This is a genomic window from Massilibacteroides vaginae (genome assembly GCF_900178525.1).
In the GTDB taxonomy this organism is placed as follows: domain Bacteria; phylum Bacteroidota; class Bacteroidia; order Bacteroidales; family Tannerellaceae; genus Massilibacteroides; species Massilibacteroides vaginae.
In genome coordinates, this window is the sequence record NZ_FXDJ01000009.1 from 434505 (window position 1) to 449545 (window position 15041).

The 15041-nt window shown below is 39.6% G+C and carries 13 protein-coding genes; 6 read left to right on the forward strand and 7 right to left on the reverse strand.

What is annotated here, in order from left to right:
* Positions 1 to 498: 498 nt before the first annotated feature.
* Positions 499 to 2148: an IS1182 family transposase gene (locus tag B9Y81_RS10325; protein ID WP_085535336.1), complete on the forward strand. Its 1650-nt coding sequence runs from the start codon at positions 499 to 501 to the stop codon at positions 2146 to 2148.
* 63 nt (positions 2149 to 2211) lie between these two features.
* Here B9Y81_RS10325 and B9Y81_RS10330 read toward each other — a convergent pair whose 3' ends face one another.
* The 7 genes from B9Y81_RS10330 to B9Y81_RS10360 all read right to left on the reverse strand — a co-directional run bounded on the left by B9Y81_RS10330 (position 2212) and on the right by B9Y81_RS10360 (position 11893).
* Positions 2212 to 5340 carry a FimB/Mfa2 family fimbrial subunit gene (locus B9Y81_RS10330; RefSeq protein ID WP_085536859.1) on the reverse strand — a complete coding sequence of 1043 codons (3129 nt, stop codon included), beginning with the start codon at positions 5338 to 5340 and terminating at the stop codon, positions 2212 to 2214.
* A gap of 23 nt (positions 5341 to 5363) precedes the next feature.
* Positions 5364 to 6269: a FimB/Mfa2 family fimbrial subunit gene (locus B9Y81_RS10335; RefSeq protein ID WP_085536860.1), complete on the reverse strand. Its 906-nt coding sequence runs from the start codon at positions 6267 to 6269 to the stop codon at positions 5364 to 5366.
* Between the two features lie 98 nt (positions 6270 to 6367).
* The gene (locus tag B9Y81_RS10340) at positions 6368 to 7729 is read right to left on the reverse strand and encodes an Mfa1 family fimbria major subunit (RefSeq protein ID WP_085536861.1); all 1362 of its coding nucleotides are present in this window, start codon (positions 7727 to 7729) and stop codon (positions 6368 to 6370) included.
* Between the two features lie 202 nt (positions 7730 to 7931).
* Positions 7932 to 8561, reverse strand: coding sequence for a DUF3575 domain-containing protein (locus B9Y81_RS10345; protein ID WP_085536862.1), 630 nt, complete (start codon positions 8559 to 8561; stop codon positions 7932 to 7934).
* Positions 8562 to 9015: 454 nt separating this feature from the next.
* Complete coding sequence (locus tag B9Y81_RS10350) at positions 9016 to 9891, reverse strand: helix-turn-helix domain-containing protein (protein WP_176221480.1); 876 nt, start codon at positions 9889 to 9891, stop codon at positions 9016 to 9018.
* A 711-nt stretch (positions 9892 to 10602) separates the two neighbouring features.
* Complete coding sequence (locus B9Y81_RS10355) at positions 10603 to 11361, reverse strand: SDR family NAD(P)-dependent oxidoreductase (RefSeq protein ID WP_085536864.1); 759 nt, start codon at positions 11359 to 11361, stop codon at positions 10603 to 10605.
* 58 nt (positions 11362 to 11419) lie between these two features.
* Positions 11420 to 11893: a PaaI family thioesterase gene (locus B9Y81_RS10360; protein ID WP_085536865.1), complete on the reverse strand. Its 474-nt coding sequence runs from the start codon at positions 11891 to 11893 to the stop codon at positions 11420 to 11422.
* Positions 11894 to 12032: 139 nt separating this feature from the next.
* Between B9Y81_RS10360 and B9Y81_RS10365 the strand changes: the two genes are divergently transcribed.
* The 5 genes from B9Y81_RS10365 to B9Y81_RS10385 all read left to right on the forward strand — a co-directional run bounded on the left by B9Y81_RS10365 (position 12033) and on the right by B9Y81_RS10385 (position 15033).
* Complete coding sequence (locus B9Y81_RS10365) at positions 12033 to 12353, forward strand: ArsR/SmtB family transcription factor (RefSeq protein WP_085536866.1); 321 nt, start codon at positions 12033 to 12035, stop codon at positions 12351 to 12353.
* Positions 12354 to 12416: 63 nt separating this feature from the next.
* Positions 12417 to 12842: an arsenate reductase ArsC gene (locus tag B9Y81_RS10370; protein WP_085536867.1), complete on the forward strand. Its 426-nt coding sequence runs from the start codon at positions 12417 to 12419 to the stop codon at positions 12840 to 12842.
* Positions 12835 to 13893, forward strand: coding sequence for an ACR3 family arsenite efflux transporter (gene arsB / locus B9Y81_RS10375; RefSeq protein ID WP_085536868.1), 1059 nt, complete (start codon positions 12835 to 12837; stop codon positions 13891 to 13893). Before B9Y81_RS10370 ends, arsB begins: the two co-directional genes overlap by 8 nt.
* 4 nt (positions 13894 to 13897) lie before the next feature.
* Entirely contained in the window at positions 13898 to 14329 is a 432-nt protein-coding gene (locus tag B9Y81_RS10380; protein ID WP_095996274.1) for a nitrophenyl compound nitroreductase subunit ArsF family protein, read from the forward strand.
* A 5-nt stretch (positions 14330 to 14334) separates the two neighbouring features.
* Positions 14335 to 15033 carry an aromatic aminobenezylarsenical efflux permease ArsG family transporter gene (locus B9Y81_RS10385; RefSeq protein ID WP_085536869.1) on the forward strand — a complete coding sequence of 233 codons (699 nt, stop codon included), beginning with the start codon at positions 14335 to 14337 and terminating at the stop codon, positions 15031 to 15033.
* The last annotated feature ends 8 nt before the right edge of the window (positions 15034 to 15041 follow it).

The following is a 15041-nucleotide window of genomic DNA, read 5'->3' on the forward strand; positions in this document are numbered from 1 at the left end:
TTAACTTAAAAAAGGAGTATAATAATTGTTGCCAACCGGATTTTCCGGTTGATCTTTTTTTTCATACAGTAATGAATAAAAAACGCTGCATTTTAATGCCGCGTTTTTTATTGTGTGTGTGTATGTACTGGTAGGAAGTATTACGCTTGTTTTTAGACAAAAAAAATAGAACTGTACGCGTTTCACAACGAGTGCAGTCCTGAATTTAACCAAAATATTTGACTTATTACTAAATCAAGCATTTTATCGTAGGCTACGAGCTTCACAACGGGCAACCTCCTCATTCTCTATTGTATTATATCATCTATTGAATTTTACATTCTATTATTTTAGTGCGTTAAATATCTTAATCATTCTGTTTCATTTATTTTTTATTCTTATTTTTCACTTCAACTACCGATTGTTTACATGAGGGTGTCCAAAAAGTTTTGGACATCCTTTTTTTATTGCTCTTTTTTTATTATATTTAAGTCATAAAACAAAGACAATCATTGCTTTATGGCCAAAATATCATGGAAACCCTACAATCAGGGGCAAGGTGTTCTTTTTCCGGTAAGTATAGACAGTAAGATACCTGAAGATCACCCCGTTCGTTTAGTCAATCATATTGTTGACGAGCTTGACTTATCCGACATTGATTTTGGATATAAAGGAGGAGGCAATAGTAGTTACCACCCCCGGATGTTGCTAAAGATTCTTTTTTACGCCTATCTGAACAATGTCTATTCCTGTCGAAAAATAGCCGCTCAATTAGAACAAAACATTTATTACATCTGGCTCTCTGGCGATCAACAGCCTAATTTCAGGACAATAAACAACTTCCGTTCGCTTCGTCTAAAGCAGAGTATCCATAAGCTATTTGTTCAGATCGTCTTCATTCTGGTAGATATGGGCTACATCAGTTTGAAAGAACTCTATGTAGATGGCACTAAGTTGGAGAGCCGTGCTAACCGATACACTTTTGTATGGCGCAAAAGCGTTGAAAGAAATAAGGCTAAGCTGGAATCTAAAATACATGGTATTCTCTCTCAGATAGAAGACGGTATTACTCAAGACAATGCTCCCGATGATGAGCCTCCTACCCCCATCAACAGTCGGGAATTGAAAGAAAGGATACAGCAGATAAACCGGGAGAACCGTAGTAAAGAAGAACTTAAACAAATCAAAACGCTGGAAGATAAACATTTGCCAAAACTTCAGGAGTACGAAGAAAAGTTGGATACTCTGGGGGAGCGTAATAGCTTTGGCAAAACCGATACGGATTCAACTTTTATGCGCATGAAAGAGGACCATATGAGAAACGGACAGTTAAAGCCCGCGTATAATCTTCAAATAGGTACAGAAAACCAATTTATAACACACTATGATCTCTTTCCTAATCCAACAGACACATTGACTCTTATCCCTTTTATGAATGGATTTGAAAGCAACTACAAGATACGTCCTGAACAGCTTTGTGCCGACTCGGGTTATGGAAGTGAAGAGAATTATACTTACCTGGAAAAGAAAGAAATCGAGGCTTATGTAAAATACAATTATTTTCACAAAGAAGAGAAACGTTCCTTTAAAAACAATGCATTTCTACAGGACAACCTCTATTACAATAAGGAGAAAGACTATTTCATCTGTCCGATGGGGCAACAAATGAAAAAGATTTATACGACAAATCGTAAAACTCAAAGTGGCTTTGTTTCAGAGATAAGTGTTTACAAAGCCAGCCGTTGTCAAGGTTGTCCGCTCAGGAGTTTATGCCATAAGTCAGAAAACGACAGACAAATACAGGTTAATCATAAGCTAAGGGAGTATAAACGGAAAGCCCGTGAAAGGCTTACCTCGGAAGAAGGTCTACGAATGCGAAAGCGACGCCCCATAGAACCCGAAGCTGTTTTCGGTCAAATCAAATACAATAAAGCTTACAATCGGTTCCGCCATCAATCAAAAGAGAAAGTGGCAATGGATTTTGCTGTCTTTGCTATAGCCTTTAACCTGCTCAAACTATATCGAAAGCAGAAAAAGGCAGTTTTTGCTCAAAAAAGAACGGTAAAAAACAAGAATGTAGAACTTTTTAGAGTCTATCAACACCACGAAGAGAGAAAAACTCAGATTATAAATCTGACAAAGCTAAATCAACAAAAGAACGCAGCATAAAAAGATAAAAGAGAGTGCCCTTGTGGGACACCCTCATGATTGAACATGGAAGACAAGCTCCCTTTATTCTTGAACACACCTAACGGAAAACCCGTACGCCCTGTAGGTGTTGATGCTAGGGGTCACGCTGCTACTGTAGAAGTACAGATAACACCCGCTCACTCCGATAGGCGAGGCCGACCAGTAGTAGCCGTTGCCACCCACGAAGTACAGCGCTCCACTATTGTAGTTCCGATACCCCGCGGCGGGGTAAAAGCCACCATGAGCGCCGCTGGTATGCCCATAGTTTGCCCACGACAGAGTAAAACCATTCCATACTCCGTTCTGTGGCACACGCCAACCCTGAGGACAAGGGTCGTAAACAGTCTTAGTTGTACCATGACCCCAAAGCGCATCATTGCGACTAGTCCAATCATAGCTATTACCAATATTCCCATAATTGAACGTAGCCGGATTAGCTATAGAATTAGCCACAGTGGTAACTCCTGCTGTAGCAACAGAGGTAATAGTACCTGATGCGGTGTAGCGAGTTGGCTCATCATCACCATTGATAGTTGTAGAACCGGGGAACGGATCCTTACGACCCCACTGGTACAACAAACCTTTAGTGCCGACTTTACCCGGAGTATTACCGATAGCGCCCAGGTTACGATCCATAAACTTATTCGCGCCTGGACCCGTAGGAGGAGCATAATTAGTTACCCAAATATGCCATGACCAGACAATCTTATTAGTTGATGTTTTTCGTACAGCAACAACAGCATTGCCTTCAACACTTCCCGGCATCACCAGGATATAACCAGAACTACCGGTACCAGTAGCAGTCAGTAAGCTAATATTAGAATCGGTAGCAATTCTATTTGAATTGTCCGTCCAAACCAATTCAGCCGTATAAGCATCGGTTGCGTTTAGCTGTATACCTATCGCATCATTCGCCCTGCTAACAGGTATCAAAATAGGCACACCTTTAGGAGCAACAATATAAGAATTTGAGGATGGCTGTATCTGTCCCGACATAGCATCTATTTTAAACTCAATCGGATCGAAATACCGATTCATGTCGGTACAAGTAATTGTAAAGTACACATCTGCTTGTAGCGTACTAAAGTCTCCGCTTCCAATTTTGTCTTTCAGCGTAAAACGGACCTCATCACCTGTGTCTGTATTATCACCACCTATTGTTGTCAAAAAAGACTCTACGACACCGTTTGGATCACCAGATGAGTTATCCTTTTTGTTAAGGGTTACCCTCCAAGAACTATTTGATTTTATCCGAAACGAATGTGTCGAGCCATCCATCAAGTAGAAATCTTCAAGCACAGGCACTGAGTTGAAATGTATCTGTCTCAATAACAATGTTTTTATATCTGTTTCTCCTGCATTACTACACATAAAAGTATACAAAGACGATCTTTCCAAAAACGGATTCGCAGCAATTTCAAATGACGCAAATTCGTCAGGTCTGATATCCAGATACGACACAATTCCGTTTGGAGCGGTTAGTTCGGTGGTTGAATTGGGTAACGCAGTACCCGACCCGAAAACAAAACCTCCACCTTTCAAGGGGGTAGATGTAGAAATGCAGGGGTTATCCTGGCTATACGGTGCCCAATTCACGGTAATATTTTTGGCAAACACTGGATAATCAGACCACAGTCCGCTTGGAAACACCAACTCTTTAATATCACTTATCGTAACACCTGTCACATCATCCACACGGACAAACACTTTCAATCTTATACCCTGTGTTACCTTTATTTTGATTACCTGTCGTCCGGATTGTACATAGATAAAACCTATGCGTTCTTTCCCGGTTGTATTTTCGTCAACAGTCATATCAACAGCAACTTTCACTTCTGCGTCTCCGTATTTACTACCTACTGTTTTATTGGTAGTCAGCCAATTGCCGGTTACAGGTTGTTCGTCTGTTCCGTTGTCAGCCAATTCGGTAATTTTCAATAGTTGCCATCCGCCGGGATAATCGGTCTGAATAGTTACTGTTTGCGTTTCAGGTATTTTGTCAAACTCGAATTCGCTTTTAGGCGTAATCTTAACGTAATAGCCATCCTTGTCGTAAATATCTCCAAGTTCTCCATCGTCCCATTCTTTCACTTCTGCTTCTATATTCAAAGCATGCGACTTAAAGGCTTCTTCGGGCGTTAGATAACCGCTACCCGACACCGATTTAATATTTGCGGTATATCTATGGTTACGTAAAATATCACGGTATGTTTTCTTGTCTGATTTAAAAAAATCAAGACGATAATAGGTTGTTTCTGTATCCGTTCCGTATGTACCCCCTACCACAATACAGGTAGCCTCCAATGATTTATCCTGCTCTACGGCTTTTGCTTCATACAGATAAATAGAGCGTAGAAAGCCGTATTTCATAGCTGTAGGAACGGTATATTCAAGCGCATTCGCATTGTTAATACTTCCTGTTGGTATAGTTGCTTTCTTTACTTTACTCGATGATTCAAGATTGTCCGGATCGGGAACGATATGTCCTTCTTTTTTACTGTTGTAGATATATATTTCGTCCAGCTTAAAATTATTGGCAGTAATCACATCACTATCCAACACAACTTCCACCCGTGCAACGGCACGCAGCAACGTTACGCCTGTTATTTCGGTAACGCCATCCGAGATGGTTGCAGTAGTTTCTCCCCACATCGGGAAAGAAGTAAAATTGCCTCTTCCGTTCAAATCGGCATTCCATTCAGCTGCAGTTTTGCTGATAAGTTTCGCCAACAGTAAATCTTTATCCGCTCCTTTCGCGATCGGTGCTTGTGCGCTCACTTCGGTGTTCGCATTGGCAAGAACTACAATCCGCTGTTCGTTGTTGTCCTTTAAAAGAGTAACCGTAAATTGTTTCTTGGAATCATTCGTTCCTCCGATACTGGAAATAGAGCTTCCCGTGGCACTGTATTCATAAGCCCATCCTGAAGGTTTAGAAGCATCTGCTTTAAACACCAGCACATTTACTTTAGAAACATCGTTCTCGTCAACCTCAGAGATAGCATAGGTATTCGGATCTGACGGCGCTGAAGACTGAGGCATCTGAAGCGTTATCTTTACCTGCGTCTCCTTGCCTGTTACGCCACCCGTTCTTACTTCCACTTCATCCGAACAGGAAAATATAAGCGCAGGCAGAGCAAGCCATAGCAGTAGTTTTAATTTAATCTTGTTCATTATATCTTTCTTTTTATTTTTGTCTATTTCAGTATTATGTTACCGTCTTCAACTACCCACCATCCGTTTAAACTTACCGATACCGACAAACCGAATTTAATGTGTATGTCGTAAGTGTGCGTATAGTCATAATTATTATTCCCCAGTGCATTGATTAGCTCAACAAGGTTTTCGCTGAAAATCATGTTGCCGTTTTGATCAGCAATTTCAATAATCGGGCTACGGTTTGATGCCAGTTTCAAAACATCAAGCCTTGCGGATAGTTGTCCTTTATCATCTTTCTTGCAAAGAGTTGTATAGTTGAAATCGCTGTCGGGAGCGAATGAACAGTCAAATTTATAATTACCATTATTGTCGTTAATGGTCATACGGTAAGAGTTGAGGTTATTGCTTAGTCCTTCTGTAGTTAAGTTAACGGTATTATAGACTTGCACCAAGGGAATATTTACCCTTTGTTCACGGTTATTGTCGATATAGTGTGATTTCTCCGCATGAAATAGTGGTGTTATGAGTGTACCGATTGTGCCCGATTGATGCTCGAGGGAAAAACGCACCTCATCAAAGGTTGTTTCATCGTTCACAAATGCAGCAGGTGTGGTGAAATAATCGGTTTCAAGTCCTGTCCATGCAATAAAACGATAAGACTGGTTTTTTGGCAAGTCGGTTACGGTGATAAAATAATCCTTGCTTAAAACAGGGTTTTTGTCTATCCACACGCCTTTGAATATGCCCTGCGCGTCAAACACAAAAACATCTATCCGTTTTACTTCCGAAGGATCAACACCTGTACGGGCATAAGTAACGGGGGTATAGTCAAAATAGATTTTTACTCCTGTGGGGCAATCATCCATATCCTCCTTAATACAACCGCTAAACGAAATAAGAAGCAATAACAATAAGAGTAGGAATGTTCGTGTAAATAGCTTCATGTTGAATTGTAAAAAACGTTAGTTAATAAAAGAACGGCAAGCGGAAGCAGGGGGCAACCGCCTGCCGTTAAAATACCCTAAAGCGGGTTATAGATTGATTATAAATTGTGATCTTCTGCCACAACAGCCCAAGGAGATACTTCTACATCTACAGTAATTGTAGTAGCTACTTTTACATCGCCTTTATCTTCAGGGTATCCCGGAGCTTTGATGCTCTTGATTACAGCTTTGTAGTAGTTGTTACGAAGGAAATCATACATGGCAACTTTTGAACCCGTAACATCTGAACTTGCAGCTTTATTTATATAAGCACGGAAGTAACAAAGACCATCTACATACTTAGCACTCTTTTCCGAACCCGCCGTAGCTAATTTATATGCATCAGCTTCCGATTCAAGATTGAAGTATCTAATAGTTCCGTTTGCTTCTGATACTACCCAAAATGATTCAGGTGTAGTAGTGCTTGTATTAGTTACTTTGGTAGCTCCGGTACCATCACAGAAAGTACCTGGAACGTACTTTGCACGAACAGAGATATAAGTTAAGTTATTACCATCTGTACGGTGGCTGCTCGCTGTGTTTTCAGGTGCATACATCGGTGTCATAGTAGCAACAGTAGCAGTTGAAGGATCAAGTGCTTGATAATCTGCTGCAGCATTGATACCGAAGAAGTCACCAGCATTCCAAGCGTTAACATCCCAGTTTGCATCTTGAATTACAATGTTAGGAGCAGTACCTACACGTTTTTGAAGAATGTAACTTGTTTTGTTGCTGTTTCCTAAAGCCGTTGTAAGATTGAACAACCAACCGCCTTCACTTTCAATTTCACCTGATGTGCCGCGTGTTATACCATCCTGAACGGTCACTTTAGCAACCATACGCTTCACTGCGACAGTTATTGCGTTGCCGGTAGGAGTTGTTCCCGGAGTAACCTCAGCAACCAATGTTTTATCTGTTGCTTCTCCACTAAACATAGCAAATTGGTTGGCTACTGAAAGATCACCTTTGGCTCCAATTGACAAGATAAGGCCTTCCAAAGTAGAAAGGGGTGTATCCACAGCAGGAAGCGTAACAGCCGAAGGAAGGTTCATTCCTACAAAGATTTTCTTGCTTCCTGTAGTGGTGCTAATTTGCGTAGAACTTGTGTACGTGTCAGGGCTAGTCAATGTAAAATCGCCAGGGTTTAATGTCTCCTTTTGTTCAAGTACATACGCGTTCATCGCATTTTTCTCGTAAACCAATAGAGTAACACTGTTCATAGCAACTTCGCTATTGGTAGCATTAATATCGTCGGCATAAGTTCCTGGAACACTTGGCGTTTTAATAGAAATCGACATCGTCGTAGGTTCTCCTTTAGTTACTCCGTTACCGCCGCCTATTGCATCGTCGTCATTGTTACAGCTTGTTACGCCCGTCATTAGAGCTGCCGCTGTTAGCATGGATAAAAATTTCACTTTCATCTTTTTTTGTTTTTAAATTATAAAACTGTTAGTAATTAATATGGAATTATTTATTCGTTTGTTGATTTTATTTATACTTTGCTGTTTATATAGTGCAAAGTGTTTAGTGATTATATAATAGAAACTTAAAACAAATTACTATATCGCATTTGCGATCACCCATCCGTTTAGTCCGCCCTTTGTTCAGACTTAGTTTGCTTGTTTAATTCATCGTGTAAATAAGAGACACTGCTGCTTTGGTTGCACCGAAATAATGCTTGTGCCCTTTGCCTATATCCATTCCGCAAGGGTCACATTCGTATTTGGTATAATCCATATACATATAACCCAAACCGATAGCCCCTTCGATACCCCAGTGCGGCGCTAACGCCCATTGATAACCATAAGATAAACCTAAACCATAACCATTACCCCGATAGCGGTAATTTTCCAGACCGGAAAGAATGTTAAAAGGAAGATTAATATTGCCTGCATTGAAACTGCTGTACATAAGGTGTGCCCCCGCGAAATGTCCTTTATAAGGTTCGCGTATCCAATAGCGGAGCTCGGGCTGAACAAGAACATGTTTAAATTTCTTGTTATTTGAAAAAGTCCAGGGGTTGTAATTACCCAAAATATCAAGACTCAGGCAATCATTCAGGCAAAATTCTACACCTACATTAAAGGTGGTGGTCAGGTCATAAAGCAGGTTGCTCTTAACAGCAACTGTCGAAAGCATCTCCTTCCATGTCAGTTTGTTTGCCCCGGCATCATCATGTTGCAGCGGCTCCAGACAGTAAGCAGTACCGAACTGAAAAATAGAAAATAATAGAAATATAACTCTTGTAATCATGTTTAGTCAAGTTTTTGATCTTGTAAGGCTGATTTTGGCTTTGCCCATCTAATCCTCTCAATCGGGTTTTATGCGACAGAGAATTACCGGCAGAAATAAAATCAACAGCTTAAAGGATTTTCATTATCCGGTAGCCATACATCACATTGCGGTAGAACCGCCTAACGGTTGCGCATAAAGCACATATCAACTTCTACTTAGGAGTAACCAACTTTGTACTCCAATTCCATCGTTGTAATTTTAAACTTTTTCATACGGTTATTTCTTTTTAACTGATAATAGTCAATAATTATCAAAATATCAATATTCGCTAAAATAGCCAATGTTTACTTAATACAGTCAATTAAATTATAACACATGACACTTATCAGTATCAAACTATAGATATAATTTTATACTGCAAAGATAGACTTGCCGTCCTCAAGTTGAATTATCATTTTGTTGATTTTTATTATCATTTCCCGATCTCTCTCATTTTTTTACGTATTTCATTGGGTGTTTCACCTAAATTAGTTTTACAAAACCGGTTAAAATTAGAGGTTGCGGTAAATCCGTAATCTGAGGCGATTTCCTGAAACGTTTTCTTATCTTCCTGAATATCTTCCAATATACACTGTGTCTTCTCATCTGCTAACCAGGCAGCCGGCGGTTTACTAAATATTGTTTTAAAACGTTTAATAAAATGAGTGCGCGACATGTTCATAGCATTAGCAAGTTTTTGAACCGTATTGTATGTACGCCAGTTGGCACGCACAAATTCCGAAAAAACCATATTTGGACTTAATATATAATAGAAAAAGTCGCGAAGTTGTTCTTTTGTATAATACGCGCGCAGCAACACAAACAACTCCTGTACTTTTATTTCAAAATAATACTTGCACAACAGCTCGTCGGACAACGCATTACGCAATACGCCTACAAAATCCCATAACATCCGGTTCATTTTTAACGACGCAACACTGTGTGGCGTTTTTTGCGATCTGTGCGGCAACGGTTCTACTTTGTCAAACAGACTTTCGATGTCAAACCCTTTGCACAGCCGAATATTGCCATTTACACTGACAGACATTAACTGACTGTTTTTAGTTGCTCTGAAATGAATGGTTGTGCCTACGGGAGCAAAAATAAATTCTCCTTTTTCTACCACAGTTTCCGATTGATCTTGCGAAATGATACATATCAATCCCTCCAACAGGAAAACTATTTTATTTCCGGAAAGCACCATTTTATTTACCGTTTCTTTAGTTATTTTCATAACTTCAACCATCGGATGCGGATCGCTATCATAGTAGAGACAGGAAAGATATTTTCGTGAACAAAAGACCTTCATAAGGCGCATTAATTTGTTAAGGTAGTTAATACACAGCAGTTTGTGCCTGTTAATTTTGCCCTTAAGGGAATAGGGCTGTTTAAACTATCTTCTATACAAAATAGACTTCCCCGATGTTTAGCTATTCGTATTTAGCCGTTTTTTTGCATATTCATTGTATGCTTCTATTCGTATCCGGCACCAAGAGTGTCAGGAGATAGAGATAAATAGTCACGAAGCAAAGATATATATTTATGTTATTTTTCAGCATGTTTTTTATAAAAAATATTTTGAGAGTTATTTTTTTTTAATAAAGAGTATTTTTTGTGGTTTGCCAGCCTACAAAAAACCTCGCTCTGCAATGTTTAAATTTTGCATTACTATATAAAAAAATATATATCCTTTATTTTTCGAAATATATCCTTTATTTTTCAAAAAATAACCTTTATGTTTTTGCGGTCATCCTACCCGCTGATTATCAGACTATTACAAAAGCGTCAAAAAACCCCGTTTTTCATTCATTTTTTAGCTAAAAAACGGCCGGTTGTCAATCAGTTTTTCCTTTGCCGTTTATTCCGCCCACCCCCTTTTTGTCATTCCGACCGAAGTGGAGGAATCTCTGCATGGAGCTTCGTTAAATAATAGTCAGACCGGATGAGATCCTTCGACAAGCTCAGGATGACAATGGGGATTTTGGTAGATTAGCAGATAGTTGGTTGGGTAAAGGGCGGATTATTCTTCGTAGATCATTTTTTTTGTCATTCCGCCGTCAATAATTATATTTTGTCCGTTAATGAAGTTATTGTTCGGGTCGCAAAGGAAAAGACACGTACGCGCGATATCTTCGGGCATGCCTACGCGTCCGGAAGGGTGCTGTTTATGGTCACTTTCTTTGAGTGTTTCGTAATTACCGGTTTCAATCCAGCCGGGACTTAGGCAGTTTACCGTTATGTTATATTTACTCAACGATAGAGCCAATGCATGTGTAAGTGAAACAATGCCTCCTTTTGAGGCAGCATAGGCCTCTGAATCCGGCTCGCTCATTAAGTAGCGCGTAGAAGCAAGATTGATAATGCGCCCGTATGAGTTTAGTTTTAAATGAGCGGCCCGATGTTTAACCAAGGTTTTCGCGGTCAGAAACACGGAGCGTAAATTAACATGCAACACATGTTCAAAATCTTCTACGGAAATATCCAGTATTGATCCGAATCGGCCTATTCCTACATTATTAATAAGGATATCCACATTTCCATACTTTGCAATAATTCCGGTAAGCCCTTGTTCTAAGGCTACAGCGTTTGATACATCGATTGCCACAAATTCGCATTCGTAGGCTAAAAGTTCGGCGCAAAGTCTCGTTCCGGCGTCTTCATCTATATCACAAAATATTACTTTTGCCCCGTTTCTACAAAACAGAGAAACGATACTTTTTCCTATGCCATTACTACCACCGGTAATAAAAACAACTTTATTTTTCAGAAAACTATTCATTCCACTTCGGATTAATTCCTGATTATATTCAATTTATTCGAACAGCACAACACCGACGTTATTCGCCTTCTACCTTACAGGCCTTGAACGAGAAATCAGCTATTGCCTTTTCCTTGCTTACTACGAAGTAAAGCAAATCCGCCCGCGCGCATTTTTCTCCGGCCGAATTATAAATCTCGGCTTCCAGGAAGATCGCGTTTCGTTTTTGTTCTTTTAATCGCGCCTTAATGGTAAGGTAAGGCTCATCGGTCGATATGCTTTTAATAAACTTAGCGTCGAGCTTTGATGTAACTCCGGCCGTTTGTAGTTTACGGGTAATCACCCAGCCGCCAACTTCGTCCATTAGCGTACACTGAATACCTCCATGCAGTGTTTTTACCCAACCTTGCATATAATCCTGCGGTTTCCAAACCGATACAATATCGTCGCCATCCTCATAAAATTCCATTTTCAAGCCATGCTCATTATTCGGAGAACAGGCAAAGCACCGGTAAGCCTCCATACCTTTCCACGGACTGATCACTTTCTTCATGATATTTCTTTTCTTTTATTAGATTAATGCCTCTAATTTAAGGAGAATTATTCAAAGAACGATATAGCGATTTTTATTCGCTCTTTATTTGGCTGATTAATTATTGTTCGTATATTTGCGAACAATAAAATATCTGATCATGGCAAAAAAAGCATTTACAGAAGAGCAGGAAAATCTGGCACGCATAGCTAAAGCGTTGGCACATCCGGTTCGTATTGCCATATTGCAAATGTTAGCTACACAAGCCTGCTGCTATCATGGCGATATGTCTGAAGTAATTCCGGTAGCCAAGAGTACCTTATCTCAGCACTTAAAGGAGCTTAAAGATGCCGGACTTATTCAGGGCGAAATCACATTGCCCAGCATAAGATACTGCATCAATCAGAAAAACTGGAGCATCGCAAAATCTTTGTTTGGTGATTTCTTCAAGGAAATAAAAATGAACGCAGGGAGCTGTTAAAAAATTTGCCTTTTATGTTCGTTGATCTACGAATTACGAAATTATATACTTATATCAATCAGAATGAAAATATTGATTCTTTGTACAGGCAACAGTTGCCGAAGCCAGATGGCGCATGGTTTTTTGCAATCTTTTGATGATAAAGCGGAGGTGTACTCGGCAGGAACACAAGCAAGCGGTAAATTAAATCAGCAAGCGGTAGACGTGATGCGGGAAGCAGGTATAGATATTTCACATCATACATCCGATCACATTGATTTATATCTCAACGATGCGTGGGATTATGTAATAACCGTATGTGGCGGAGCTAACGAAAGCTGTCCGACATTTACCGGGCAAGTTAAGCACAGAATACATATTGGATTTGATGATCCCTCCGAGGCGAAAGGATCGGAAGAATATATCCACAGCGAGTTTATTCGCGTACGTGATGAAATTAAAGCAGCTTTTCTTGATTTTTATAACACCAGAATAAAAGGAAATGAGTAAGAGAAAAATGAGTTTTCTGGATAAGAATTTAACGCTTTGGATATTTTCGGCCATGGCGATTGGTGTTGGATTAGGCTATTTCGTCCCCGCATTTGCCGAATCTGTCGATTCATTATCAAGTGGTACGACAAACATCCCCCTCGCTATCGGATTGATTCTTATGATGTATCCACCCTTGGCAAAGGTAAACTACAAACTTCTTCCGCAGGTTTTCAGGAATGTAAAGATATTAGGCTTGTCCTTATTCTTGAATTGGGTTGTCAGTCCTGTTTTGATGTTTATTTTAGCCATCACTTTTTTACAAGGCTATCCCGAATACATGGTCGGCGTCATACTAATCGGACTTGCCCGGTGTATTGCAATGGTTTTAGTGTGGAATGATCTGGCGGAAGGAAGCACAGAATATGGTGCGGGACTTGTGGCATTGAACAGTATTTTTCAAGTATTCTTATACAGTTTCTATGCCTGGTTATTCATTACAAAGCTGCCCCCACTATTCGGATTTGAAGGAGCAATCGTAGATATATCGATCGGAACAATAGCCGAATCAGTTGCGATATATTTAGGAATCCCTTTCCTGATGGGCATTTTAAGCAGACTGATCTTAGTAAAGATCAAAGGGATAACATGGTATGAAGAAAAATTTATACCCACCATCTCACCGCTTACGTTAATCGCGCTATTATTTACCATCGTATTGATGTTCAGCCTCAAAGGAGAACTGATAGTGCAGATACCAATGGATGTAGTGCGCATCGCCATACCGCTGTTGATCTATTTTGTCGTTATGTTCTTTATTAGCTTTTTTGCTTCTAAGGCAGCAGGAGCCGATTATGACATAAACGCGTCGGTATCATTTACAGCTGCTGGGAATAATTTCGAGCTGGCAATCGCAGTTGCCATTGGCGTTTTCGGTATTCATAGCGGACAGGCATTTGCGGGCGTAATAGGTCCTCTTGTTGAAGTTCCTGTACTCATAGCCCTTGTAAATGTAGCGTTTTGGCTAAAGAGAAAATACTATTCGGGAGAAAAAAATATTTTAAACAAATAATACGATGATTAAGAACCTTATTATTATTGCAAGCATAGTCTTGTTAATGCCGGCTTGCGGAAACAAGTCTAAAACCAATCAAGAAAATTTCAACACAACAGAAGTGTCGGAAAATAAAAATGAATCAACATTGGTTAATGTGTACTATTTTCATGGTAAACAAAGATGTAAAACGTGTATCGCTGTTGGTGACCTCGCTAAAAAAACAATAGAAAACAGTTATGCAGGCAATGACAACGTGCGATTTGTAGAAATCAATACCAGCGAGAAAAAGTATGCAGCCTTAGTTGAAAAGTACGAAATTTCATGGAATGCTCTGATTATCGCTAAAGGAGATCAATTTACAGATTTAACAGAACAAGCATTTGCCACTGCGATAAATTCTCCCGGAGTATTGGAAAATCTGATAAAAGAGACCGTTAATAAAAACATCTAAATCGGATGGAACTCTTACAGCAAATAGTAGACAATTCGGAAATCCCTGTTCTTACAGCTTTCATATTAGGTCTGATGACGGCGATAAGTCCTTGTCCATTGGCAACAAATATAACAGCGACAGCCTATCTGAGTAAAGATATAGCCGATAAAAAGCGTGTTCTTTTCAATGGAATATTCTACACGTTAGGACGTACTTTCAGTTATACAGCCTTAGGATTGGTATTCTATTTCGGAGCAAGCAAATTTCATGTAGTCCAAATGCTGCAAAACATTAGCGGCCTGTATTTGGGTATCGCCTTAATCATAATCGGCATATTGATGTTGGATGTTATTAAATTCAATATCCCAGCATTAAGTAAAATCACAGCAAAGGTCAGTGAAAAGAAAATGAAAAAAAACTACCTGAACGCTTTTCTGTTAGGAGTATTATTCGCATTGGCTTTCTGTCCATATAGTGGTGTGCTTTATTTTGGTGTACTTATTCCCATGACAATAAGCAGTGCGTCAGGATTGCTTTTACCTCCGGTATTTGCTGTTGCAACGGGTTTGCCTGTTATTATCATCGCTTATCTTTTGGCTTACAGCATGTCAAATGTCGGAAAGTTCTATAATAAAATGAAAAACGTTGAAGTATGGTTTAGGCGAATTGTTTCGGCGGTATTTATTGTAGTGGGAATATATTATATAGTAATGGATATTTAACAGAACAT